Origin of the sequence: Streptomyces sp. Inha503 (assembly GCF_047215865.1) — a bacterium.
Taxonomy (GTDB): domain Bacteria; phylum Actinomycetota; class Actinomycetes; order Streptomycetales; family Streptomycetaceae; genus Streptomyces; species Streptomyces lycopersici.
On record NZ_CP178360.1, the window covers coordinates 6,885,468 to 6,909,909 of the forward strand.

Here is a 24,442-nt window from a genome sequence, read left to right on the forward strand (position 1 = left end):
CGGCAGCACGGGCCCGAGCGGGGACACGACTGCCCCGACCGACACATCGCCCCGGCGCGGCGGAGCCGACTGGCTCCTTCGCCGCGCCGGGGCGATGGCGGAGTGGACGGGCGGCTCAGGCCGCGGTGGTCACCTCGTCCGACGAGGCCGCCCGCGGCGCGGGCACCGCGGCCCCGGTGACGGCCCGCAGCGGATTGTCCTGCTCGGCCGTGAGCCGCCTGCCGAGCATCAGCGCGAGCGCGGTGATGCCGAGCGAGCAGACGACCAGCGTCACGATGTACGCCCCATACAGCCCGGCGCCCGCCATCAGCCCGCCGACCGCCGGGCCCACCGCCAGGGCAAGCTGCTTGACCAGGGCGAACGCCGAGTTGTACTGACCGAGTGCCGACGACGGTGCCAGATCGGCGACCAGCGGTGCGACGGTCGGCGACAGCATCGCCTCACCGAGCCCGAAGAGCGCGTACGCCGAGATGATCGCGGTGACGCCGACGGCCTGGCTCCCGGGTATCAGCCCGGCGGTCCCGGCGGCGCACCACGCCACCGTCCAGACCAGCCCGACCAGTGCCATCACCCGACTGCGCCGCCGCCGCTCGACCATCTTGAGCACGACGAACTGCGCCAGCACGATCGCCGCCGTGTTCGCTGCCAGGGCGATGCCCAGCATCGACGGCGATATCCGGGCGACGTCCACCGCGAACGCCGACAGCCCGGACTCGAACTGGCCGTAGCAGGCGAAGAACATCACGAAGCCCAGCACGCACAGCTGCACCATGGCTCGGTGGCCGAGCAGGGCACGCCAGCTACCGGAGCCGCCGAGCCGCTCATCGACGGTCGGCACCGGGTCGTCGAACACTGGCGTTCGCTTCAGCCTTACGGTTGCCACCGCCGCGCCGAGCACCAGGAACATCACCGCGTCGATCGCGAAGAGCCGCACAAAGCTCGAGGCGGCGGAGGTGTCCACGAGCAGCCCGCCGAGCAGCCCGCCGACGCCCAGGCCCAGATTGCCGAGGAAGAACTGGGTGGCGAAGGCCCGCGACCGGGTGATCGGCGTCGAACACCAGACGATCAGCGTGGCCAGCGCCGGCTGTACGGCCGCTATGCCCGCGCCCAGCACTCCGGCCGCGGCGATCACCAACGGCTCGCTCGCGGCCAGCCCGAGCCCCATCGATCCGACGGCGGCGGCGACCGCGCCCGCGACGACAACGGACAGCGGCCCTCGCCGGTCGATCACCCGACCGATGAAGGGCAGCACGGCAAGCGCGGCCACGGCGAACGTCGCGAGCACCATGCCCGCGGTATTCGCACCGAGGTCCCGCACCTGCGCCACATAGACGAAGAGGAACGGGACCGTGAAGCCGTTGCCGAACGCGCTCAGCGCGTTGCCCAGCTGGATACGGCGCAGCGCTGCGCCCATCGCGGTGGTCACACTCACCTACCTAGGTCGAGGAGGGTCAAAGGACAGCGGGCCTGACCTGCGGGTCAGCCCGGAGGATCGATGCCTGAAGACTTCGAAGCTAAACTTCAATACTTAAGAGTACAGAGCGAAGTACTTCAGCGCCAACGAGTTTCGTGTCATACTCTTCACATGGCGGAGACCCCCGACCCGGACGACCTGCTGAGCCTCGAAGAGCAGATCGCGGCCTACCAGCGCGAGTTCCAGGGCCTGGACCCTCAGGTGGAGCAGGTCGTCAGCGCGCTCAGTCGGCTCACCCGGCGAATGAACGTCGCCTACGGCCGCCAGTCGGCCACGCTGGGGATCAGCAACTCCGAGTGGGAAGTCCTCAAGGTGCTCGTCCTCTCCGGGGCTCCCTACCGCCTGGGCCCCGGCGACCTGGCCAAAAGACTGGGCCTCACCCCTGCCGCCATGACCCACCGCATCGATCGCATGGTGAACGAGGGTCTGGTCACTCGTGAGCGTGATGCGGACAATCGTGTCCGCGTCATCGTCGAGCTGACCCCGGACGGCCGGGAGAAGTGGGTCGAGGCGATGCGCCAGGCCACGGTCTTCGAAGCGGACCTTCTCCAGGACCTCTCCAGCGAGGAGCGCGGAGCCCTCGGCGAGATGCTGACCCGCGTGCTGCGCCGGGTGGAGGAGGACCAGCCCGACGCCGAGGGACGGCTGAGCGACCTCGACTGAGGCATTTGGCCTAGCCGAGGTTGACACCGGTACAGGCGATCCGTAATGTACTCCGAGCTGCCACGGAGCCGTACGGTTCTTCTGGTCAGCACTCCAGCCGCACCGGCGGCAAACCACTACTGCACGGCCCCTCATCGGGATGGATTTCGGCATGCCGGAATTCGGACCGGGGAACTCGATTATGAGCATCCGGGGGAATCCGCTAAAGTAGTGGACACGCCGGAAGGTGCGAAAGACCCCGCTCCAGCAGGGGGCCGGAAACGGAATTCGGATCGGAAACGACCGGAAATCGGGTCTGGTAAGGTTGGAAACACCGAAGGGAAGCGCCCGGAGAAGCCGGTGAAACGGTTTCGAAGGAAGCGTCCGTTCCTTGAGAACTCAACAGCGTGCCAAAAGTCAACGCCAGATATGTTGATACCCCGTCCACTCGTGGACGAGGTTCCTTTGAAGAAAAACACAGCGAGGACGCTGTGGACGGGCCGGGTTATTCCTCCGGTTCCGTTCCGCTCTCGTGATGTGTTGCCGGGATAGCCCGGAAGCATTCACGGAGAGTTTGATCCTGGCTCAGGACGAACGCTGGCGGCGTGCTTAACACATGCAAGTCGAACGATGAACCGGTTTCGGCCGGGGATTAGTGGCGAACGGGTGAGTAACACGTGGGCAATCTGCCCTGCACTCTGGGACAAGCCCTGGAAACGGGGTCTAATACCGGATATGACTGCCGACCGCATGGTCTGGTGGTGGAAAGCTCCGGCGGTGCAGGATGAGCCCGCGGCCTATCAGCTTGTTGGTGGGGTGATGGCCTACCAAGGCGACGACGGGTAGCCGGCCTGAGAGGGCGACCGGCCACACTGGGACTGAGACACGGCCCAGACTCCTACGGGAGGCAGCAGTGGGGAATATTGCACAATGGGCGCAAGCCTGATGCAGCGACGCCGCGTGAGGGATGACGGCCTTCGGGTTGTAAACCTCTTTCAGCAGGGAAGAAGCGCAAGTGACGGTACCTGCAGAAGAAGCGCCGGCTAACTACGTGCCAGCAGCCGCGGTAATACGTAGGGCGCAAGCGTTGTCCGGAATTATTGGGCGTAAAGAGCTCGTAGGCGGCTTGTCGCGTCGGATGTGAAAGCCCGGGGCTTAACCCCGGGTCTGCATTCGATACGGGCAGGCTAGAGTTCGGTAGGGGAGATCGGAATTCCTGGTGTAGCGGTGAAATGCGCAGATATCAGGAGGAACACCGGTGGCGAAGGCGGATCTCTGGGCCGATACTGACGCTGAGGAGCGAAAGCGTGGGGAGCGAACAGGATTAGATACCCTGGTAGTCCACGCCGTAAACGTTGGGAACTAGGTGTGGGCGACATTCCACGTTGTCCGTGCCGCAGCTAACGCATTAAGTTCCCCGCCTGGGGAGTACGGCCGCAAGGCTAAAACTCAAAGGAATTGACGGGGGCCCGCACAAGCGGCGGAGCATGTGGCTTAATTCGACGCAACGCGAAGAACCTTACCAAGGCTTGACATACACCGGAAAACTCTGGAGACAGGGTCCCCCTTGTGGTCGGTGTACAGGTGGTGCATGGCTGTCGTCAGCTCGTGTCGTGAGATGTTGGGTTAAGTCCCGCAACGAGCGCAACCCTTGTTCTGTGTTGCCAGCATGCCTTTCGGGGTGATGGGGACTCACAGGAGACTGCCGGGGTCAACTCGGAGGAAGGTGGGGACGACGTCAAGTCATCATGCCCCTTATGTCTTGGGCTGCACACGTGCTACAATGGCCGGTACAATGAGCTGCGAAGCCGTGAGGTGGAGCGAATCTCAAAAAGCCGGTCTCAGTTCGGATTGGGGTCTGCAACTCGACCCCATGAAGTCGGAGTCGCTAGTAATCGCAGATCAGCATTGCTGCGGTGAATACGTTCCCGGGCCTTGTACACACCGCCCGTCACGTCACGAAAGTCGGTAACACCCGAAGCCGGTGGCCCAACCCTTGTGGAGGGAGCCGTCGAAGGTGGGACTGGCGATTGGGACGAAGTCGTAACAAGGTAGCCGTACCGGAAGGTGCGGCTGGATCACCTCCTTTCTAAGGAGCGCATAGCCGACTGTAGGCAAGTGTCCTGCACGGTTGCTCATGGGTGGAACGTTGACTACTCGGCATGGTTTCGGATGCTTTGTCTGTTAGTACTGCTTCGGCGTGGAACACAGAGCAAGGCGGACAGGCGATGTCGGGCACGCTGTTGGGTGTCTGAAGGTACGGGCAGGAATGCTTGTTTCTTCGGTGCCGGTCCCGGTGTACTGCGCCTGTGGGTGTGGGTGACGGGGTACGGGTCGTTGTTTGAGAACTGCACAGTGGACGCGAGCATCTGTGGCCAAGTTTTTAAGGGCGCACGGTGGATGCCTTGGCACCAGGAACCGATGAAGGACGTGGGAGGCCGCGATAGGCCCCGGGGAGCTGTCAACCGAGCTGTGATCCGGGGGTGTCCGAATGGGGAAACCCGGCAGTCGTCATGGGCTGTCACCCATACCTGAACACATAGGGTATGTGGAGGGAACGCGGGGAAGTGAAACATCTCAGTACCCGCAGGAAGAGAAAACAACCGTGATTCCGGGAGTAGTGGCGAGCGAAACTGGATGAGGCTAAACCGTATGTGTGTGATACCCGGCAGGGGTTGCGCATGCGGGGTTGTGGGTTCGTACTTCAGTCGTCTGCCGGCGGCTGGGTGAGTCAGAAATTGTTGATGTAGGCGAAGGGCATGCGAAAGGCCCGGCGTAGAGGGTAAGACCCCCGTAGCTGAAATGTCAGCAACTTGCTTGTGCGATACCCAAGTAGCACGGGGCCCGAGAAATCCCGTGTGAATCTGGCGGGACCACCCGCTAAGCCTAAATATTCCCTGGTGACCGATAGCGGATAGTACCGTGAGGGAATGGTGAAAAGTACCGCGGGAGCGGAGTGAAATAGTACCTGAAACCGTGTGCCTACAAGCCGTGGGAGCGTCGCCGTGTTCTTCGGAGCACGGTCGTGACTGCGTGCCTTTTGAAGAATGAGCCTGCGAGTTTGCGGTGTGTTGCGAGGTTAACCCGTGTGGGGAAGCCGTAGCGAAAGCGAGTCCGAATAGGGCGGTTGAGTAGCGCGCTCAAGACCCGAAGCGGAGTGATCTAGCCATGGGCAGGTTGAAGCGGAGGTAAGACTTCGTGGAGGACCGAACCCACCAGGGTTGAAAACCTGGGGGATGACCTGTGGTTAGGGGTGAAAGGCCAATCAAACTCCGTGATAGCTGGTTCTCCCCGAAATGCATTTAGGTGCAGCGTCGTGTGTTTCTTGCCGGAGGTAGAGCACTGGATAGGCGATGGGCCCTACCGGGTTACTGACCTTAGCCAAACTCCGAATGCCGGTAAGTGAGAGCGCGGCAGTGAGACTGTGGGGGATAAGCTCCATGGTCGAGAGGGAAACAGCCCAGAGCATCGACTAAGGCCCCTAAGCGTACGCTAAGTGGGAAAGGATGTGGAGTCGCAGAGACAACCAGGAGGTTGGCTTAGAAGCAGCCATCCTTGAAAGAGTGCGTAATAGCTCACTGGTCAAGTGATTCCGCGCCGACAATGTAGCGGGGCTCAAGCGTACCGCCGAAGTCGTGTCATTGCAGCATGTGGTCTAACGGCCGTTGTGATGGGTAGGGGAGCGTCGTGTGCCGGGTGAAGCAGCCGTGTAAGCGAGTTGTGGATGGTTCACGAGTGAGAATGCAGGCATGAGTAGCGATACACACGTGGGAAACGTGTGCGCCGATTGACTAAGGGTTCCTGGGTCAAGCTGATCTGCCCAGGGTAAGTCGGGACCTAAGGCGAGGCCGACAGGCGTAGTCGATGGACAACCGGTTGATATTCCGGTACCCGCTTTGAAACGCCCAGTATCGAATCCTCTGATGCTAAGTCCGTGAAGCCGCCCTGATCTCTTCGGAGTTGAGGGGAGTGGTGGAGCCGACGGTCCAAGGTGGTAGTAGGTAAGTGATGGGGTGACGCAGGAAGGTAGTCCAGCCCGGGCGGTGGTTGTCCCGGGGTAAGGGTGTAGGACGCTGGGTAGGTAAATCCGTCCAGTATGTGTCTGAGACCTGATGCCGAGCCGATTGTGGTGAAGTGGATGATCCTATGCTGTCGAGAAAAGCCTCTAGCGAGTTTCATGGCGGCCCGTACCCTAAACCGACTCAGGTGGTCAGGTAGAGAATACCGAGGCGTTCGGGTGAACTATGGTTAAGGAACTCGGCAAAATGCCCCCGTAACTTCGGGAGAAGGGGGGCCATTGCTGGTGATGGGACTTGCTCCTTGAGCTGGTGGTGGCCGCAGAGACCAGCGAGAAGCGACTGTTTACTAAAAACACAGGTCCGTGCGAAGCCGTAAGGCGATGTATACGGACTGACGCCTGCCCGGTGCTGGAACGTTAAGGGGACCGGTTAGCTCTGTTTCGATGGGGCGAGGCTGAGAACTTAAGCGCCAGTAAACGGCGGTGGTAACTATAACCATCCTAAGGTAGCGAAATTCCTTGTCGGGTAAGTTCCGACCTGCACGAATGGCGTAACGACTTCTCGACTGTCTCAACCATAGGCCCGGTGAAATTGCATTACGAGTAAAGATGCTCGTTTCGCGCAGCAGGACGGAAAGACCCCGGGACCTTTACTACAGCTTGATATTGGTGTTCGGTTCGGCTTGTGTAGGATAGGTGGGAGACTGTGATCTCTGGACGCCAGTTCAGGGGGAGTCGTTGTTGAAATACCACTCTGGTCGTGCTGGATGTCTAACCTGGGTCCGTGATCCGGATCAGGGACAGTGTCTGGTGGGTAGTTTAACTGGGGCGGTTGCCTCCTAAAGGGTAACGGAGGCGCCCAAAGGTTCCCTCAGCCTGGTTGGCAATCAGGTGTTGAGTGTAAGTGCACAAGGGAGCTTGACTGTGAGACCGACGGGTCGAGCAGGGACGAAAGTCGGGACTAGTGATCCGGCGGTGGCTTGTGGAAGCGCCGTCGCTCAACGGATAAAAGGTACCCCGGGGATAACAGGCTGATCTTCCCCAAGAGTCCATATCGACGGGATGGTTTGGCACCTCGATGTCGGCTCGTCGCATCCTGGGGCTGGAGTCGGTCCCAAGGGTTGGGCTGTTCGCCCATTAAAGCGGTACGCGAGCTGGGTTTAGAACGTCGTGAGACAGTTCGGTCCCTATCCGCTGTGCGCGTAGGAGTCTTGAGAAGGGCTGTCCCTAGTACGAGAGGACCGGGACGGACGAACCTCTGGTGTGCCAGTTGTTCTGCCAAGGGCATGGCTGGTTGGCTACGTTCGGGAGGGATAACCGCTGAAAGCATCTAAGCGGGAAGCCTGCTTCGAGATGAGGGCTCCCACCCACTTGATGGGTTAAGGCTCCCAGTAGACGACTGGGTTGATAGGCCAGATATGGAAGCCGGGTGACCGGTGGAGTTGACTGGTACTAATAGGCCGAGGGCTTGTCCTCAGGTGCTCGCGTCCACTGTGTTGGTTCTGAAGCAACGAACCGTCCGACCCCCATCCACCCGTGTGTGGGTGGGTCCGGTTTGAATCTTCATAGTGTTTCGGTGGTCATTGCGTTAGGGAAACGCCCGGTTACATTCCGAACCCGGAAGCTAAGCCTTTCAGCGCCGATGGTACTGCAGGGGGGACCCTGTGGGAGAGTAGGACGCCGCCGAACAAATTTTAGCCTCGGTCCCGAGCATATGTGCTCGGGACCGAGGCTTTTTTGCGTTCATCTCCCATTTCCGTCCCAGCCGTGCACGAAAGAGACATACCAGTGGGCACGATCGGACGATGCGGCCGGTGGCTCGTGACCCGAGGCTTGGGCCATGAGGGAAAGAAATACGGCCATCAGCCGAATCGTGGGCTGGCTGACGCCTTTGTCTGGGACCAGGCGTCTCTCCCGCGGTTAGGTTCGGGTGCCGTTAACGGACGTGTCATGAGCCCCAAACGGGGTGTGGATCTTTGATGGAGTGCCTGCCCGGCCTGTCGTGCTCACGGCATGATCTTCGGTCATGGGTCAACAGCCAGTAGGGATGGACGAGCTGGTCGAGCACTGGACCGTGCTGGACGATGAGGCGGAGCTCGTGGCGGGCAAGCGCGCGGCACGGACGCTTCCTGCGCGGCCGGGGCGATTTCCCGGACGAGGTGGTCTCCTTCGTGGCCCGGCAGATGAAGGTGCCGGCCGGAGAGTTCGACTCCTACCAGTGGTCCGGCAGCACGATCGAGTACCGTCGCGCCCAGATACGTGACCACCTGGGGTTTCGGGTCTGCTCGGTGCAGGACGCGGAGAAGCTCACCGAGTGGCTGGCGGCGAACGTCGCGCACGCCGAGCGCAACGAGGACCGGGTGCGCGAGGAGCTTCTCAAGCACTGCCGCACCGAGTGCATCGAACCGCCGACGCCGGATCGCATCTCGCGGATGGTGCGGTCCGCGCTGCACACGGCGGAGGAGACCTAGTTCGCGCGTATCGCCGCGAGGCTGACGCCGCAGGTGCAGGCCCAGGCACTCGCCCTGGTCGCGGAAGCGGAGGACGCCGGCGAGACGGAGCCGTCCGAGGTGGACAGTGGAGACGACGAGGAGTCGGTGCTGTCCCTGATCCGCGCGATGCCGGGGAACGTGAGCCTGGAGTCGATGCTGCGCGAGATCCGCAAGCTGCGGTCCATCCGGGCGATCGGTCTGCCGGCGACGCTGTTCGCGGACGTGGCGCCGAAGGTGCTGTCCTCCTGGCGGCAGCGGGCCGCCGTGGAATCGCCGTCCCATCTGCGGTGACGGGATCCGCAGGACGCGGTGACGCTGCTGTCCGCGCTGCTGGTGGAGAGGGAGCGGGAGGTCACCGACTCGCTGGTGGACCTGCTGATCGCCACGGTGCACCGGATCGGCGCCCGGGCGGAGCAGAAGGTGACCAAGGAGCTGATCAACGCGTTCAAGCGGGTGACGGGCAAGGAGAACATCCTGTTCGCCATCGCCGAGGCGTCGCTCGGCGCGCCGGAGGAGCAGGTCCGCGAGGTGGTCTTCCCGGCCGTGGCCGGCGGGGAGCAGACGCTGCGGGAGCTGGTGCACGAGTACAGGACCAAGGGGCCTGTGTACCGGCGCACGGTGCAGACCACGCTGAAGGCGTCGTACACCAACCACTAGCGCCGGGGCCTGATCGAGCTGCTCAGCGTCCTGGAGTTCCGCTCGAACAACACCGCGCACCAGCCGGTGATCGACGCATTGGCCCTGGTGCAGCGGTACGCCAAGGCCGGAACACCACCTACTACCCGTTGGGCGAGACGGCTCCGGAACACCGGGGCACATCCGGGCAGTGGGCGGATCTGGTGCACCGGCCGGACAAGCGCGGCCGGGCCCGGATCGTGCGCATGGTGTACGAGGTCGTCACCTTCCAGGCGCTGCGCGAGCAGCTGCGCTGCAAGGAGGTGTGGGTGAAGGGCTCCGGCCGGTGGCGAAACCCGGACGAGGACCTGTCCAAGGACTTCGAGGCCCGCCGAGTCGAGCACTACCGCGAGTTGCGCAAGCCACTCGATCCCGCGGCGTTCACCACCAGTCTGCGCGAGGAGATGACGACGGCCCTGGCCGAGTTGGATGCGGCGATACCTGACCTGGACTGGGTGGAGATCAAGGAGCGCAAGGCCGGGGCGATCAAGTTCACCGCCCCGGAAGCCCAAGAGGAGCCCCGCAACCTGCGCCGCATCAAGGCCGAGGTGTCCCGCCGCTGGAACGGGGTCCCGTTGATCGACATGCTCAAGGAGGCGGTGCTGCGTACCGGCTGCCTGGAGCGGGTCTCCTCGGTGACCGGCCGGCGGGATCTGCCGATGGAGGTCCTCGCCGAGCGTCTGGTCCTGGCGATCTACGGATACGGCACCAACACGGGCATCAAGTCCGTCGCGGGCGGCATCCTCGGGCACACCGAGGAGGAGATCCGCTACGTCCGCCGCCGCTATCTGACTCCGGACGCGGCCCGGCAGATCGCCGTCGAGATCGCGAACGCCACGTTCGCGGCCCGGGATACCGGGCTGTGGGGTGCCGGCTCGACCGCGGTGGCCTCGGACTCCACGCACTTCCGCTCGTGGGATCAGAACCTGTTCACCGAGTGGCACTCCCGCTACGGCGGCCGCGGCATCCTGGTGTACTGGCACGTCGAGCGTGGTTCGGTGGTGGTGCACTCGCAGACGCTGCGGGCGTCCGCTTCGGAGGTCGCGGCGATGGTGGAGGGCGCCATCCGGCACGGCACGACGATGAGCGTCGAGGGCAACTATGTGGACAGCCATGGCCAGTCGGAGATCGGGTTCGGCATCACGCGACTCTTGAACGTGGACCTGCTGCCGCGGATCAAGCAGATCAACCGGGTGAAGCTGTACCGGCCGACGACCGGGGAGCCGGACGGGTACCCGAATCTGGCCGCGGCGATGACGCGGCCGATCCGCTGGGACGTCATCGAGAACAATTACGACCAGGTCATCAAGTACGTGACCGCGATCCGTACCGGCACCGCCTCGACCGAGGCGATCCTCTCGCGCTTCACCCGCTCCGCCTCCCACCCTGCCTATCAGGCGATGCTGGAGATCGGCCGCGCTCAGCGCACCTGCTTCGTCGCCCGTTACCTGAGAATCCGCGAGTTGCAGCGGGAGATCGAGGAGGGCCTGAACGTGGTGGAGGCGTGGAACGCCGCGAACGTGGTGATCTACTACGGCAAGGGCGGGGAGATCTCCTCCAACCGGCGCGAGGAGGTCGAGATGGCCGCGCTGTGCCTACGGATCTTGCAGGCGGCCCTGGTCTATGTGAATACGCTCATGCTCCAGGCCGTTCTCGCCGAACCCGAGTGGAACACCCTGCTCAAGCCGGCGGACCGGCGCGGCCTGACCCCGCTGTTCTGGCAGCACGTCCGCCCCTACGGCGAGGTGCGTCTCGACATGCGTGCCCGCCTGCACATCGACGGCGCCCATCGGGGCGGGGCGTCCTGATGGGCGCGCTGTGGTCAGGGGGTAGGCGGCTCGGTCTTCGCGTAGGCGGCCTCGATGTCCGCGCTGGTCCCGGCGAACTGGTACTTCTCCCATGCGGACTGCCGTGAGACCCCCAGGGGCTTGGCGATCTGCTGCCACGATTCGCCCAGGTGCCGGGCCTTGGCCACCACCACAGTGATCTGAGGGTCGAGCTCCGCCTGAAGCTCGTGGATGGCATCCAATGCGGCCAGCGGGCGTTCCTGGATCAACGCGAAGATCTGGGACAGCAGATCGTCCGTCGACTCTCGTACGTGCAGCGGCAACATCGTCTTCGTGACCTCGGCGATGTGCGTCTCCCAGTCGGCCTTGACCACGGCCGCGGCCGCTACCGGGCCGGCCTCCAGCGACCGCGCCGGCCCGAACCAGGTGCACTGGCACTCAGCGCGCACCTGCTTCGGCTCCCCTTGCTGGACCGGGAAGGCCACCAGGCCCGTGTCCTGCCAGGAGTCCCACTCCTGCCAGCGATGCCCGTTCGGTTCCGGACGGTATCGGTCGTCGCTGGCCGAGCGTCGTGTGGTCCACTGGCTCGGACTGGTCACGCGCTGTGGCGAGGTGTTCGGTTGGTGATCCAGGTGGCGAGTGCCTGGGTCAGACCGGCGATGTCGTCGCCGACCCAGCCGATGTAACCATCGGGACGGACAAGGGCGGCACCGGCGGGGATTTCGAGTGCCGGGTCGGCCCGGATGATCAAGGGGCCATGCGGGCTGTCGGGCAGCTCGGGCCGGAGCTGGTCGGAAAACAGCAGGACGACCGCGCGGCCAGGGTGCAAGAGCTCAGCGAGCCGCCGCGGGCCGGCATCGGTGGCGAGGGTGGTCTCGGGTGCTCGGGCACCCAGCAGCGGATGGTCGGGCCCGGGTAGCTCGTAGCGCAGCGCCAAACCAGACATCAGCCCGGACAGCCGCGCGACCACGTCAGGGAGTTCGGCGAGGTCGAGCATGAGACCGCGCAGAGCGCTGGACTCGGGTGCGGTGGGGTTCATGATGGCCCGCTGAGCCAGGGTCAGTTGCAGCGACTGCGCGGCGGCGGGGTGTCGTTCGGCATGGTAGCTGTCGAGCAGCCCGGCGGGGGCGTCGCCGCGCAGTTCGGTGGCCAGCTTCCAGCCGAGGTTGGTCGCATCCTGGATACCGAGGTTGACTCCTTGGCCGCCGATCGGGGCGTGGACGTGTGCGGCGTCGCCGGCGAACAGGATCCGGCCGTGGCGGTACTGCTCGATCTGGCGGGTGGCGTCGCTGAACCGGGACCCCGCTAGCACCGCGCGCACCTGCACCCGGTCGCCGTGGGTGGCCCGCAACGCTTGAGCGACTTCCTCATGAATCACCGGGCCTTCGTCGGTCTCGGCGAGATCGGCGCCGGTGCGACCGAACATCATGCGGAACCGGTCGTCCTCGATCGGGTGCAGCAGCGTCCAGCGGTCGCCGGCGTGGTGGACGCGGTCAGAGAAATGCTGCCCCGGAGGTGGGGTGTCCCCGGTGAGGTCCAGGTCAACCACGGTGGAGCGACTGGTGGCGGGGTGCCCTGGGAACGCGACGTCGCTCAGGCGACGCACGGCGGAGTGCGCGCCGTCACAGCCGACCAGATGGCGGGCCCGCCAGCGACGATGCTCGGTCCTGATCTCGACACTGTCTTCGTCCTGGGCGACGCCGAGGATTTCGTGACCACGCTCGACCAGCGTGCCGTTCCCGGTCAGCAGGCGTTCGAGGTGGCGTTCGATGCGGCCTTGCCCAATGGCCAAGCTGGCTGGGTAGGGCGCACGCGGTGTAGTCAAGCCGCAGGGCAGCCCGGCGAAGTGCCCCACGCGCGACAGAGTCCGGGTCGCCGGGTCGGAGATCTCATCGAGCAGACCCCGCATGTCCAGCACTTCCGCGGTGCGCGGTTGGATGTTGCCGGCCCGGGACTGGGGGGTTGGGGTGTTCGGCCTTCTCCACCACGATCGCCCTCGCGCCGGCCAGGGTTGGCTCGAAGGCCAGCATCAACCCGGTCGGACCGGCCCCCACGACCAGAACGTCGGCGTCGATCTCCCCGTACGGGTCTGTCATCGCGAGGGTGTCGGAGTGGTGGTGTCGTCGTTGTCGGTGTGCGAGGCGTGGTGCGGTCTATGTGTGGTGTCGCGGGGTTCCTGAGGTCCGGGGCTGCGCCGGGCTCGGCGGCGGCGGAGTGCGACTTGCAGTGCAACCAGCGCGATGACCAGCACGATGGTGCCGGTGAGGCCGAGGTAACTGTGAAACAGGAGCGGGGCGAGGAACATGACACTCTCCTTCAGACGTGAACGGGGGCCTGCTGTTGCAGTTGCCGGTATCGCGGCGCCAACGCCAGCAGGTCCTGCCCGCGTGCGAACGGCAGCCGATCCATGCCAATCCCCTCTCCTTGCCGACGCCGAGAGCCCGCTCAAGGTCCCGGTGCGGTGCCATTTCTAACCGAACGATGTACACTTGTTAATGTACACTGTGGAGGATACTAGAGGAAGTACGGTGGTGCAAGGTGAGTAAGGAAAGGCCGAAGGCAACGCGGCGGCTGGGCCGCGAAGAGCGCCGAGCCCAGCTCGTGGCGGCGGCGGCCCGCTCGTTCCTGCAGGCCGGTTTCGCGGCCACCAGCCTGGACGACGTCGCCGCCGCCGCGGGGGTCACCAAAGCGATCATCTACCGGCACTTCGAGTCCAAGCACGACCTCTACCTCGCGGTCCTGCTCGACACCCGCCGACGCATCCGCGACCACGTGCGCGACCCGCAGCTCGACGCCGACACCGTGGTAGAACTCGCCCTGGCTGCCCGCGAGGCCCCGGACGGTTTCCGGCTGCTGTACCGCCACGCCCGCCGGGAACCGGACTTCGCCGACTACGTCGACGAACTGGACACCAACGCCATGCACACTGCCGAGACCCGATTGCGTGAACGCATCCCCGACCCGGCCCGACGCCGATGGATCGCCACCCTCGTGGCGACCGTCATCTTCGATGCCATCCTGACCTGGCTCGACACCGATCAGCCCGTCGAACCCGACGAACTTGCCCGCACCCTGCAGGCGACCGTGCGGGCACTCACCACCGCCCAGGCCCCCTCGACTGAAACCGCGACGTCATGACGATGACAGGGGCGGCGACGGCGACGCTGTCGGCCCCGGCTGCGGCCAGTGGGACAGCGATCCGCCCGGTGCCCACGCCGATCTCCACCCCCCGGCGCCCGGTGATCGCGGCGAGCAGCTGAGTGGTTTGCGCGGCGGCCACGTCGTTTCGCGACGGCCATCGTGACTAGATCAAGACAATCGGCCCTTATCCCCGGCGGGCAGCGTTCCGATCTCCACGGATCGGCTGCGCCGTCGAGGAGCCGATGTCCTGGCCGCCCGTCTCAGTAGACGATCCCTTCCGTACGCGCGGTGCCGTGGCGCTCGCGCGGATCCACGAACGCGACATCCGTCGAGGCCAGAGTGAAGAACCTGGCCAGTTCCTCCCGGCCGATCTCCGGGAACCGGCGCAGCGACCCCGGCTCCTCATCGGTGAACACCTGAGCAACCACCAGCGCCTCCCCGCAGGCTCTGACAAGCCCAGCTCAGGAGCCTACCCAGGCATATCCGCCCGATCTTTCCCGAGTACTACGGCGACCCCGTGGGGCGGGGCGCATCCGTTCAACTCCGGGGGCGGAATGGGTCGATTGAGCCCCCGTAGTCCGATCCAATGGCGAGAGTCGGGCAAATGAGAGCAACTCGAGCGGCTATTCCATTCGGGCCCGGTCCGTACCTGCGCCTCCCCTTTTCGCCCCCATAGGGTGGTGGGTACGCCGGACCGTCACAGCCCGGACGGCCCGAGGGGGAAACAACTATGGACCGGGACCGCTCCCCGTTCGACATCGCGGGCGCCGCCTCCGAGCAGATCCGCGCCCTCAACCACAGCACGCTCGACGGCCAGGGCTATGACCACCCGGCCCGGGTCACCGAGACCATCGGCACCCTCAGCGCCCTGGCCTCGCGGCTACAGCTGTCCATCAGCCAGCTCGACACCGGCTACGCCGAACTCCTCGACTCCGGCCGGCACTACCTCTACGACCCGGAGGGCGAGACCGTCACCGAACATTCCACCCAGGTGCACGACCAGTTCCGCACCGCCCACCAGGCCGCCGAGCACCTGCACGAGGCGCTGTCCGCCGTACAGAACCTGACCGCCCTTCTCGGATACCGGGAGTCCAAATGACCGGTGAGCCCACACCCACCCCGGCGCAGGAGAAGCGCCTTGCCGCCACGATCGCGGCGCACCCGATGCTGGACAGCGTCGGCGCCCTCGCCGCGCTGCTCGCCCAGCTCCCGCCCAAGATGGCGCTGACGCTGGACGAGCACGTCCGCGCCGATCCCGCCGAGGAGGACCAGGTCTACACCGTCACCCCGCGCCTGGTCGGCATGGTCTCCGGCATCGGGACGGAAGAGGCGCACATGACGCCGGGCCTGGAACTGGGCACCGTGTACATCCCCGCCGACGGCGCCGAGGACATCCAGGCCGCCGCGGCCGTGCGCCGGGACCTGCCGCCGTACGACACCCTCGCCCGCGCCGAGGACCGCATCGACACCGGCGACCTCAACGACGGGCTCAAAGACCTCTCGACCGTGCTGCACGGCATCGGCCTCCTGCTGGAGGAGGTCGCCCCGAAGTGGCTGGAGCGCGGCGACGAGGCCGCCGAGTCGCTTCGCGTCGAGGCCGGCCGGATCGCGAACGCCGCCGATCGCGTCCGCCAGCTCGCCGCGAGCGTCGAGGTTCCCGAGTGACCGACCGGGTCTACCTGCGGCACTCCACGGACAAGCAGACCAACGCCCGCCAGCTGCACGCGCTCGCCGAACTACTCCAGGCCGGCGCCCCGAAATACGAGGACCCGGCCACCTCCTCGCGCATCTACGCGATCCGCCGCCCGGGCTTCCGCGAACTACTCGACGCCGCGGCGATCGGCGACACGGTGCGGATCGCGGACGCGGCCCGCCTGTTCCGCTCGACCAAGGACGTCATCCAGATCCGAGAGGTGCTGCAGCGACGCGGGCTGCACCTGCGGATCGCCACGGGCGCCTGGTCCGGCTTCGACCTCGCCGCCGACGACCCGCAGACCAAGCTGTTCGTGACGATGCTCGCCGGGGTCCTGGAGTTCCAGCGGGACATGATCAGCGAGAACACCAAGGAGGGTGTCGCGGCCGCCGAGGCAGCCGGCAAGACCCTCGGGCGCCCGTCCGCTCTCAGCGAGGCAGCCGCGGCCGCGGTCGTGAAGGCGTTCACCGAAGACGGCACCGCGATCAAGGCGCTCGCCCGGCAACACCGCGTCGACCCGAGGACGATCCGCCGCGTGCTCGATGCCGCCGGCGCCCGCGCCGTTCCCGACGACCCCGCCGCGCTCCCGGACGATGCCGACGAAGTGCAGCCCGATCCCAGCGAGCGAACGGTCGTCCTCGACGTGCCCGGTCTCCTTGCCAAGCACCTGCAGAAGACTTCGGATCCGGCACTGCGGGCCGCACTGCAGGCCGGCCGGACCATCCGCCGAGGCCAGGGCCACTCGGTGCGTGTCACCGCCCAGCTCGCGGTGCACCAGGCCGCGCTGCAGCAGTGCGCGTCCCTCGCCAATGGCGCCACCCCGGCCGGGCGAAAGGCATACCGCGCGTACGCCGACCGGGTCGAGGACGCTCTGACCGGGCGGTAGCCGTCAGCCCGCCGACTTGGGGCTCATGACACGTTCGTTAACGGCACCCGAGGTTGGGGCGATGTCGCAGCGTCCCGCGAAGGCGCGTGAGGCGCGGGAGCGCCTGGCCGGGCTCACCGACCGGGAGGGCGCGGTGGCCCGTGCCCTCGCCCGCGGGCTGTCCAACGCCGAGATCGGCCGCGAGTTCCGGCTGAGCGAGACCACCGTAAAGGCGCACATCAGCCGCTCCCTGACCAAGCTCGGCCTCACCAACCGCGTCCAGCTGGCGATCCTCGTCCATGACGCGGGCCTGGCCGACGAGGGCGCGCCCGGGGAGGTGACCGGAGGACCGGCGGGGCGTGCGGGCCGTCAGTGCGACTCCTGGCCCACCAGGGAGCGGTGCGGCCAGCGGGCTCGGGCCTGTTCCTGGGAGCGCATCAGGGCCAGTGTGGGCAGGCCCCGGTCCGCGCCCTGGGCGAGGAGGTCGGGGAGTGCCGGGAGCGGGGCCACGGCGGCGACGTCGTCCAGGACGAGGGTCAGTGGTGGGTCGAGCCGACCGGAGGATGACCGTTCGGCCATGCGCCGGCCGTGCTCGACCACGTGTGAGGCGAGTGCGGTCAACAGCGGCATCGCACCCGGCTGGGTTCGGGGGTCCTCGATGGATTCGCCCATCAGATAGAGCGTTCCCCCTTCGGCGACGAATGACTCCAGTGCGAGCGTGTCGGCGCGTCCCGGATTGCAGGCGTCCCGGATGTGGATCGAGGAGAGCGCGCCGAGGGCACGGGCGGTCAGTTCCTGGGCCATGTCGCGGCGTTCGCGGTGGGCGGTGAGCGTGGCCTCCAGCTCACCGGCCGCGCCGCCCGCCGCCTTGGGATGCGTACGGAGGATCTTCACGGGCTCGTGGGCCGCGCTGCCCTGCGCCCAGCGGTGCACATGGCGGAACGGCCGGCCGTCCACCGCGGCGGCGTGCAGCCAGCAGCGGAGCATCGTCTCCGCGGCCTCGGCCAGGGGCCGGTCCATGGCGTGCATGGGCCGTACGGGGGCGAGGAGGGCGGTGGCGCGGGCGGCCGCGACATCGCGGGAGCCGCAGTCCGCCGCCGGGTTCCAGCGCAGCCGGGCGGGGGTGTCGAGCAGATGGGACGGGTCGAAGACCTGGGTGGGGCCGAGCTTGGCGCGGGCGTCCTTGGTCGTTGCCCAGAGCTTGGGATCGCTGGTGACGACGAGGACGGGGCCGACGGCCTCCAGGACGGTGTGGGCCGCGGACTCCCCGCGCTGGGCGCCGAAGAGGACGCGGGACCGGGCCAGCTCCCCGTCGGGGAGAGCGGCCGACGTCAGCGGGCCGCTGCGGGGGGTGGGGAGCGGCTGTGGTGCGGATGCCGGGTCGAGCGGGGCGTACGGGTCGTCCTGGGCCGGGGGAGTGGTGGCGCTCCCGGCGGGGGTGACCTGTGCGTCGGCTCTCTGCTCGGCGATGTACGGGTGCGGTTCGGGGCCCGTTCCGGTGGGCGCTTCGGCGGCGACGGCCTCGGTCGGGTGGCGGTGACCCGCGGCGGGTGCGATGACGCCGTCGCCGGGGACCGCCTCGGCCGGGGCGGGTGTGGGAAGCCCGCTGGGGTGGTTTGGAGCGGCGGTCCCGGGCGAACCCTCAGAGGCTCTGGCGGGGCTGGCGGGGCTGGCGGGGGCGGCTCCTGGGGCCGCTGAGGCGCTTGCAGGGCCGGGGACGGGTGGAGGCGGCGCCTTGACGCCAGGGGTCGTCTCCACGCCCGTACCGTTGACGGGCGTGGGCTCGGTGCCGTCCCTGGCGGTCCTCTTGTCCGTGAGGCCGAGCCGCTTCGCCTCCGCCGCCTCCGCGAGGGCGGTCGCGCGGGCGGCGCGGCGCTGGGCGCGGACCGTCCGGTAGCGGGCCAGTGTGCCCATCACGAAGATCGTCAGGACGATCAGCACCATCAGCTCACTGATGAAGATGCCCCAGAACAGCCCGTACCCCGACAGTTGGTCCTTCGGGGTGTCGGGCCAGGCCGCCGCCAGGTCCGTGGGCTCTTGCAACAGATGGCGCAGCGCCACCGGTGCGCGCATGAAGGTCAGGTTGTCCGGCCAGGCGCCGCGGGCGAAGAGCCCGGCCAGCCCGGTCGCCGACCACATCAGGCCGAGCGTGCCCAGCAGGAGGGCGATGGCGCCGACCAGCAGGCCGTCCGGAATGCCGCGTTCCGCGGGCTCGCCGTGATTCTGTCCCGCTGCCATCTCACGCCACCGTGGATCCGTACGACGGCCCGCCGTAGGTGTCCGCCTCCGCCGCCTCGACCGCCGCGGCGGCGCGCTCCTCGGCCTCCGCCTCGACCGCCATCTGTACGGCCAGCGCGTCCTCCGTCATCGCCCGGTCGGTGTAGACGAGGGGCCGCTCGGCCTCGGTGATCAGGTGTTTGACGACCTGTACGTTGCCGTTGACGTCCCAGACCGCGATACCGGGCGACAGCGTGGGGATGATCTCGACGGCCCAGCGGGGCAGGCCCAGGACGCGGCCGGTGGCCCGTGCCTCGTCCGCCTTCTGGGCGTAGATCGTCCGGGTGGAGGCCATCTTGAGGATGGCCGCGGCTTCCCGCGCCGCCGCGCCGTCCACCACGTCGGAGAGGTGGTGGACGACGGCGACGAACGAAAGGCCGAGCCGTCGCCCGAACTTCAGCAGCCGTTGGAAGAGCTGGGCGACGAAGGGCGAGTTGATGATGTGCCACGCCTCCTCGACCAGGAAGATGCGCTTCTTACGGTCGGGACGGATCCAGGTGTGCTCCAGCCAGACGCCCACGATGGCCATCAGGATTGGCATCGCGATCGAGTTGCGATCGATATGGGACAGGTCGAAGACGATCAGGGGTGAGTCCAGATCGATTCCGGCCGTGGTGGGGCCGTCGAACATGCCGCGCAGATCACCGTCGACCAGTCGGTCCAGCACCAGGGCGACATCGAGGCCCCAGGCCCGTACGTCGTCTATATCGACGTTCATCGCCGCCGCCGACTCCTCCTCCGGGTGGCGCAGCTGCTCCACGATGTCGGTCAGCACCGGCTGGCGGTCGACGACGGTCTCGTTGACATAGGCGTGCGCGACCTTCAGGGCGAACCCGGAGCGCTCGTCGAGCCCGTGCCCCATCGCGACCTCGATGATCGTGCGGAGCAGGGCGAGCTGACCGGTCGTGGTGATCGCCGGGTCCAGGGGGTTCAGCCGGATACCGCCGTCCAGGGCCGCCATGGGGTCGAGCCGGATGGGCGTTATCCCCAGCTCCTGGGCGATGAGATTCCATTCGCCGACGCCGTCCTCGCCCTGGGCGTCCAGCACCACCACCTGGCGGTCGCGGAACCGCAGCTGGCGCAGGACGTAGGTCTTCTCCAGGGCCGACTTGCCGTTACCGGACTCACCGAGCACCAGCCAGTGGGGGGCCGGCAGCTGCTGGCCGTAGAGCTGGAAGGGGTCGTAGATATAGCCCTTGCCGGAGTAGACCTCACGGCCGATGACCACACCGGAGTCGCCGAGGCCGGGGGCCGCGGTGGGGAGATAGACCGCCTGGGCCTGGCCGGTGGAGGTGCGTACGGGCAGCCGAGTCGTCTCCACCTTTCCGAAGAGAAAGCTGGTGAACGCATCGGTGATGGCGCTCATCGGATCGGCCACGGCGGAGCCCCTATCGTCCCTGTCGTCCCAGTCGTGTCTATCAGCTCTATGGGCTGTATCGGATCGGTCTGCTCTGTCTGCTCTATCGGCGGATGCCGGTCGCGAACGGCAGCGTGTTCACAAAGGCCCGGTGGTGCTCGCGGTCACACCACTCCAGCTTGAGGTAGCTCTTCCCCGCCGAGGCGCGGATGGTCCGCTTGTCGCGCGCGAGGGCCTCCGGCGACCGGGAGGACACGGTGATGTACCCGACGAGGTTGACGCCCGCGGCACCGCTGGCGAGGTCCTCGCCGCGCTGGTCGAGCCGGCCGTGGGCGGCGATGTCGCGCGGGTCCACGGTGCGGTTCATCTTCGCGGCGCGGCTGGCCTCGGCCTCGTCGTTGGTCTTCTCGGTGAGCATCCGCTCGATGGCGACCTCGGTGGGCTCGAGGTCCATACAGACGGCGACCGTACGGATGACATCGGGCGTGTGGACGAGCAGCGGGGCGAGGAAGTTGACCCCGACGGGCGTCATGGGCCACTCCTTCACCCAGGCCGTGGAGTGGCACCAGGGCTCACGGGTGCTCGACTCCCGGGTCTTGGCCTGGAGGTAGGTGGGCTCCATGGCGTCCAGCTCGGCGGGCCAGGCGTTCCGCTTGGTCATCGCCTGGATGTGGTCGATGGGGTGGTCCGGGTCGTACATGGAGTGGATGAGCGAGGCCAGCCGCCCCTGCCCCAAGGGCTGGCGCACCCGGATGTCGGCCTCGGCGAGCCGGGCGCAGATGTCGGTCAGCTCACGGGCCATCACCACGGCGAGGCCCGCGTCCTTGTCGAGCCGCCGGCCGCCGCCGCTGTGGCGGGCGGCGCGCGCGATGGCCTGGGCCTCGGCGGCCAGGTCGCGGGTGTAGTGCATACAGGCGACGAGATAGGCGCGGTGCTGCTCGGAGGAGGTGGAGACCATGGACTGCAACTGGTCGTAGGAGTCCTTGAGCCAGTTGGGGGCCTGGTCGTCACCGCGCCGCTCGACGTCCTTGGCATGCGCGTCGGGGTCGGCGGGGAGGGTACGGGCCAGCATCTGGAGGCGGGTCACGAAGCCGTCGCCGTTGGCCACATGCTTGAGCAGGGTGCCGAACCGGTCGACGAGGGCCTCCTGGTCCTCGCTGTCGCGCAGTCCGACACCGGGGCCCTCGATCTCGATGGCGGCGGTGACGGTGCGGCGGTCGGCGTGCAGGAGCACGGCGATCTCGTCGGGGCCGAAGGGGGCGGCGAGCCAGTTGATCCGGCCGATGCCGGGGGGCGGGCCGACCTCGATCTCACGGCCGTCCAGGCGGGTGCCGGCCTCGGCGGCGCCGGAGCGGTAGGCGGTGGTGCCCTTACGGACGCTGCGCTTGTAGGAGCGGTTGATCTCGAACCAGCGGTAGAACGTCCGCCCGTTGTACGGGACGTACACGGCGGCGAGGGCGAGGGTGGGGAAGCCGACCAGGGCGGTGATGCGGAACATCAGCACCGGCACCAGCAGCCCGCACATCATCCCGATGAACGCCCCCGCGATGATCAGCCCGATCTCGCCGGTCTCGCGGTTCTTGCCGACGATCGCGTTCGGGCGGGGGCGCCCGATCAGATATGTGCGACGGGGCGCGATGTGGTGCGACTGGGCGTCGATCGTCACCGGCGGTCACCTCCCGAGTTGTTGCCGGAGCCGCGGTTCGTGGCGGAGCCGCCGCCGGAGCCTCCGGTGCGGCCGGTGCGGCTGGCGGGCGCGGGGGAGGCTCCCCCGCCACCTCCGCCGCTGGTGCGGGTGGAGTGGGCCGCCACACCGCCGGAGACGGGGTTGGCGGGCTTGGCCTGCCCCGGGGCGCCGCCGCCCCCGCCGCCCTCGCCTCCGCCGCGGGCGCTGTGGGTGTTGATGCCCTGCTTCACCAGGGCGGCGGGGGAAGTGATGACGGCGGCGGCCTGGCGGGACGCGGGGTCGGAGCTGGCGCTGCGGGCCTTGACGATCTCATCGCCGAAGCCGGGCACGAAACGGTAGATCATCGCGCTGGCGAAGATGGCGAGGATGATGATGGACAGACCGGAGACGACGGCCGAGAAGGCGTCGGGCTTGTCGCCGTTGGTGGAGAGCGCGCCGGCGAGGGCCAGGACGGTGATGATCACCGGCTTGACGAGGATCACGGCGATCATGATCCCCGCCCAGCGGCGCACATGCCCCCACATGTTCTTGTCGACGAGGCCCGCGTAGACGGCGGTGCCGAGCAGCGCGCCCACGTAGAGGAGGGCGGCGCGGATGACGAGCTCGAGACAGAGGACGCCGGCGGCGAGGATCGTCACCAGCGAGACGACGATCAGCATGATCGGGCCGCCGCCGATGTCCTCGTCCCGTTTGAGCGCTTGGGAGAACGAGCCGAAGAAGGCGTCGTTGTCCGCACCGGTGCCGGAGGCGATGGCGTCGGTGACGGCGTCGGTCGCGGTGACGACCGTATAGAGGATGAGGGGGGTGAAGGCGGAGGCCAGGACCGTCAGCCAGAGAAAACCTATGGCCTCGGAGAGCGCCTCGCCGAGGGGGACGCCGCGGATGGCGCGCTTGGCGACGGCGAGGAGCCAGAGGATGAGGGTGAGGACGGTGGAGGCGGCGAAGACGACGGCGTACTGGCGGAGGAAGGCCTCGTTGGTGAAGTCGACGTTGGCCGTCTCCTTGACGAGCTTGGAGAGCTTGCCGACGAGCCAGGAGGCGGCGTCGGCGCAGCCGCGGGCGAGGGAGGCGGCGGGGTCCAGGGGGTTGGAGGGGTCGGGGGGGCCGCCCCCCTTGTCGCCCTTTTCGCAGTACTTCTTGGCCGAGCCTGTGAGCAGATTGCAATCGCTGTCGTCGGACGGGCTCGGCGACGGCGCGGCGGCGGCCCGCGTGGCGAGGAGCACAGCAGAGGTCTGGACCGCCGCCACCACCCCAGCGAGCGTGACGATGCGCTTGCGCGGCTTACCGGGCATACGTGAACCCTCCGTACTGCTGCACAGCCTTGGCGATCTCATCAGCCGTCGACGCGGTGTTGTCGCTGTTGACCGGGGCAGGGCCGTCCTTCTGGGAGTAGCTCTCGACCTTCCAGTCCTTGTTCACCCATCGCAGCTTGACGGTCATGGTGAACCAGTCGTTGGCTACCGGGTTCTTCGATCCCTCTCCTGCCGTGCCGAACACGCCGGTGCACCAAACCTCGACGGTGGCGGCGGTATCCGTGGAAGTGGTCGTCTTCGTGCCGATGGGAGCGGCGCGCGAGACATAGGTCATGCCGTCGCCCGCGTTGCCGTTCGCGTCCAGGCCGAGCTTCTCCAGGAAGCTCTTGGAGTAGGCCCGGTCCAGCTTCTTCTGTAGCCCGTCCACTCTGTCGCTCGTGAAGATCTGGGAAACCAGCTGGTGACGGCGGTCCGACTTGGTCATGTCGGCGGATGCGAGAGCCACCGCGTAGTTCGCCGCCGCGCTCTGGGCGCCCTGCTCCGATTTGGCGAAGCCCGAGGCGATGTCGGTCGTGGCGTTCTTGCCGTCGACCGGGCGCTCGCCGGTGGGGGCGGTGGGCTGGGCTTCGGTGCCGCCCGCGCCGGCGTCGCCGCCGCTGGAGTCGCCGTCCTTGCCGTCGCCGCGGTTGACGAAGGCGATGGCCGCGAGGAGGAGGACGATGACGCCGACCACGGTGATCAGGTTGCGGCTGGGCTTGGCGCGGCCGGGGGCTCGGCGGGGTGGGCCGTAGGGGTCGCCGTCGCCCTCGGGCAGGCGGGTGCGCGTCAGGTGACCCTCGGGGGCCGCGCCGCGTCCGCGGCGCACCTCATGGCCCTCGTAGTCACCGCCGTATCCGTCGTCGCCGCCGAGACTCATCCTGCGTACGCCCCTTCACCTTCACCCGTGCCGAGTCTGCCGAGCCTGCTGATCCCGTCGATCCCGCCCATTCTGCCGACCGCGTCATCCATCGTCCCTCTTCCGTCACCCGCATACGACGGTAACGGCGAGGACTGACGCTCGGGCGCGCTGGTGTGAGTGGAC

General features: G+C 67.2%; 20 protein-coding genes, 3 rRNA genes and 2 pseudogenes. 13 read left to right on the forward strand and 12 right to left on the reverse strand.

Annotated features, from left to right (window positions below):
* Positions 1 to 115 precede the first annotated feature (115 nt).
* Entirely contained in the window at positions 116 to 1,426 is a 1,311-nt protein-coding gene (locus ACJX2R_RS28820; RefSeq protein ID WP_413105965.1) for an MFS transporter, read from the reverse strand.
* 159 nt (positions 1,427 to 1,585) lie between these two features.
* On the opposite strand from ACJX2R_RS28820, the gene ACJX2R_RS28825 reads away from it, so the two are divergent.
* From ACJX2R_RS28825 to ACJX2R_RS28860, 8 genes are all read left to right on the forward strand, one after another.
* Positions 1,586 to 2,137, forward strand: coding sequence for a MarR family winged helix-turn-helix transcriptional regulator (locus ACJX2R_RS28825; RefSeq protein WP_256654897.1), 552 nt, complete (start codon positions 1,586 to 1,588; stop codon positions 2,135 to 2,137).
* A 541-nt stretch (positions 2,138 to 2,678) separates the two neighbouring features.
* A 16S ribosomal RNA gene (locus tag ACJX2R_RS28830) occupies positions 2,679 to 4,205 on the forward strand.
* Between the two features lie 284 nt (positions 4,206 to 4,489).
* A 23S ribosomal RNA gene (locus ACJX2R_RS28835) occupies positions 4,490 to 7,610 on the forward strand.
* A gap of 96 nt (positions 7,611 to 7,706) precedes the next feature.
* A 5S ribosomal RNA gene (gene rrf / locus ACJX2R_RS28840) occupies positions 7,707 to 7,823 on the forward strand.
* Together the 16S, 23S and 5S rRNA genes form the textbook arrangement of a ribosomal RNA operon.
* Before the next feature lie 395 nt (positions 7,824 to 8,218).
* Positions 8,219 to 8,605 carry a DUF4158 domain-containing protein gene (locus ACJX2R_RS28845; protein ID WP_413102531.1) on the forward strand — a complete coding sequence of 129 codons (387 nt, stop codon included), beginning with the start codon at positions 8,219 to 8,221 and terminating at the stop codon, positions 8,603 to 8,605.
* A 33-nt stretch (positions 8,606 to 8,638) separates the two neighbouring features.
* The gene (locus tag ACJX2R_RS28850; RefSeq protein ID WP_413102532.1) at positions 8,639 to 8,917 is read left to right on the forward strand and encodes a hypothetical protein; all 279 of its coding nucleotides are present in this window, start codon (positions 8,639 to 8,641) and stop codon (positions 8,915 to 8,917) included.
* A gap of 18 nt (positions 8,918 to 8,935) precedes the next feature.
* The gene (locus ACJX2R_RS28855; protein ID WP_413102533.1) at positions 8,936 to 9,283 is read left to right on the forward strand and encodes a hypothetical protein; all 348 of its coding nucleotides are present in this window, start codon (positions 8,936 to 8,938) and stop codon (positions 9,281 to 9,283) included.
* A gap of 128 nt (positions 9,284 to 9,411) precedes the next feature.
* On the forward strand, positions 9,412 to 11,109 hold the full coding sequence (locus tag ACJX2R_RS28860; RefSeq protein WP_413102534.1) for a transposase: 1,698 nt from the start codon (positions 9,412 to 9,414) through the stop codon (positions 11,107 to 11,109).
* 14 nt (positions 11,110 to 11,123) lie between these two features.
* Here ACJX2R_RS28860 and ACJX2R_RS28865 read toward each other — a convergent pair whose 3' ends face one another.
* From ACJX2R_RS28865 to ACJX2R_RS28885, 5 genes and pseudogenes are all read right to left on the reverse strand, one after another.
* On the reverse strand, positions 11,124 to 11,687 hold the full coding sequence (locus ACJX2R_RS28865) for a hypothetical protein (RefSeq protein ID WP_413102535.1): 564 nt from the start codon (positions 11,685 to 11,687) through the stop codon (positions 11,124 to 11,126).
* Complete coding sequence (locus tag ACJX2R_RS28870; protein ID WP_413105966.1) at positions 11,684 to 12,127, reverse strand: hypothetical protein; 444 nt, start codon at positions 12,125 to 12,127, stop codon at positions 11,684 to 11,686. The genes ACJX2R_RS28865 and ACJX2R_RS28870 overlap by 4 nt, the downstream gene beginning before the upstream one ends.
* A gap of 36 nt (positions 12,128 to 12,163) precedes the next feature.
* Positions 12,164 to 13,039 (reverse strand): annotated as a pseudogene (locus tag ACJX2R_RS28875) (FAD-dependent monooxygenase); the annotation flags it as partial.
* Entirely contained in the window at positions 12,978 to 13,184 is a 207-nt protein-coding gene (locus tag ACJX2R_RS28880; RefSeq protein ID WP_413102536.1) for an FAD-dependent monooxygenase, read from the reverse strand. The pseudogene ACJX2R_RS28875 and the gene ACJX2R_RS28880, both read right to left, overlap by 62 nt.
* Entirely contained in the window at positions 13,181 to 13,393 is a 213-nt protein-coding gene (locus ACJX2R_RS28885) for a hypothetical protein (protein WP_413102537.1), read from the reverse strand. The genes ACJX2R_RS28880 and ACJX2R_RS28885 overlap by 4 nt, the downstream gene beginning before the upstream one ends.
* Positions 13,394 to 13,689: 296 nt before the next feature.
* On the opposite strand from ACJX2R_RS28885, the gene ACJX2R_RS28890 reads away from it, so the two are divergent.
* Positions 13,690 to 14,226: a TetR/AcrR family transcriptional regulator gene (locus tag ACJX2R_RS28890; RefSeq protein WP_413102538.1), complete on the forward strand. Its 537-nt coding sequence runs from the start codon at positions 13,690 to 13,692 to the stop codon at positions 14,224 to 14,226.
* A 263-nt stretch (positions 14,227 to 14,489) separates the two neighbouring features.
* Here the strand turns inward: ACJX2R_RS28890 and ACJX2R_RS28895 are convergent, their stop codons facing one another.
* Positions 14,490 to 14,657 (reverse strand): hypothetical protein, encoded by a 168-nt coding sequence (locus ACJX2R_RS28895; RefSeq protein ID WP_413102539.1) that lies wholly within the window; start codon positions 14,655 to 14,657, stop codon positions 14,490 to 14,492.
* 302 nt (positions 14,658 to 14,959) lie between these two features.
* Here ACJX2R_RS28895 and ACJX2R_RS28900 point away from each other — a divergent pair, with 302 nt between their 5' ends.
* The 4 genes and pseudogenes from ACJX2R_RS28900 to ACJX2R_RS28915 all read left to right on the forward strand — a co-directional run.
* On the forward strand, positions 14,960 to 15,328 hold the full coding sequence (locus ACJX2R_RS28900) for a hypothetical protein (protein WP_413102540.1): 369 nt from the start codon (positions 14,960 to 14,962) through the stop codon (positions 15,326 to 15,328).
* Positions 15,325 to 15,894 (forward strand): hypothetical protein, encoded by a 570-nt coding sequence (locus ACJX2R_RS28905; RefSeq protein WP_413102541.1) that lies wholly within the window; start codon positions 15,325 to 15,327, stop codon positions 15,892 to 15,894. The genes ACJX2R_RS28900 and ACJX2R_RS28905 overlap by 4 nt, the downstream gene beginning before the upstream one ends.
* Entirely contained in the window at positions 15,891 to 16,808 is a 918-nt protein-coding gene (locus tag ACJX2R_RS28910) for a recombinase family protein (RefSeq protein WP_413102542.1), read from the forward strand. The genes ACJX2R_RS28905 and ACJX2R_RS28910 overlap by 4 nt, the downstream gene beginning before the upstream one ends.
* Before the next feature lie 61 nt (positions 16,809 to 16,869).
* Positions 16,870 to 17,070: pseudogene (locus ACJX2R_RS28915) on the forward strand (response regulator transcription factor); the annotation flags it as partial.
* 86 nt (positions 17,071 to 17,156) lie between these two features.
* On the opposite strand, the gene ACJX2R_RS28920 reads toward ACJX2R_RS28915, so the two are convergent.
* From ACJX2R_RS28920 to ACJX2R_RS28940, 5 genes are all read right to left on the reverse strand, one after another.
* On the reverse strand, positions 17,157 to 19,025 hold the full coding sequence (locus ACJX2R_RS28920; protein ID WP_413102543.1) for a hypothetical protein: 1,869 nt from the start codon (positions 19,023 to 19,025) through the stop codon (positions 17,157 to 17,159).
* A 1-nt stretch (position 19,026) separates the two neighbouring features.
* Positions 19,027 to 20,430, reverse strand: coding sequence for an ATP-binding protein (locus ACJX2R_RS28925; RefSeq protein WP_037955082.1), 1,404 nt, complete (start codon positions 20,428 to 20,430; stop codon positions 19,027 to 19,029).
* 94 nt (positions 20,431 to 20,524) lie between these two features.
* Positions 20,525 to 22,081: an SCO6880 family protein gene (locus ACJX2R_RS28930; RefSeq protein WP_413105967.1), complete on the reverse strand. Its 1,557-nt coding sequence runs from the start codon at positions 22,079 to 22,081 to the stop codon at positions 20,525 to 20,527.
* A gap of 2 nt (positions 22,082 to 22,083) precedes the next feature.
* Positions 22,084 to 23,400: a hypothetical protein gene (locus tag ACJX2R_RS28935; RefSeq protein ID WP_413102544.1), complete on the reverse strand. Its 1,317-nt coding sequence runs from the start codon at positions 23,398 to 23,400 to the stop codon at positions 22,084 to 22,086.
* The gene (locus ACJX2R_RS28940; RefSeq protein WP_413102545.1) at positions 23,390 to 24,277 is read right to left on the reverse strand and encodes a hypothetical protein; all 888 of its coding nucleotides are present in this window, start codon (positions 24,275 to 24,277) and stop codon (positions 23,390 to 23,392) included. Before ACJX2R_RS28940 ends, ACJX2R_RS28935 begins: the two co-directional genes overlap by 11 nt.
* Positions 24,278 to 24,442 lie beyond the last annotated feature (165 nt).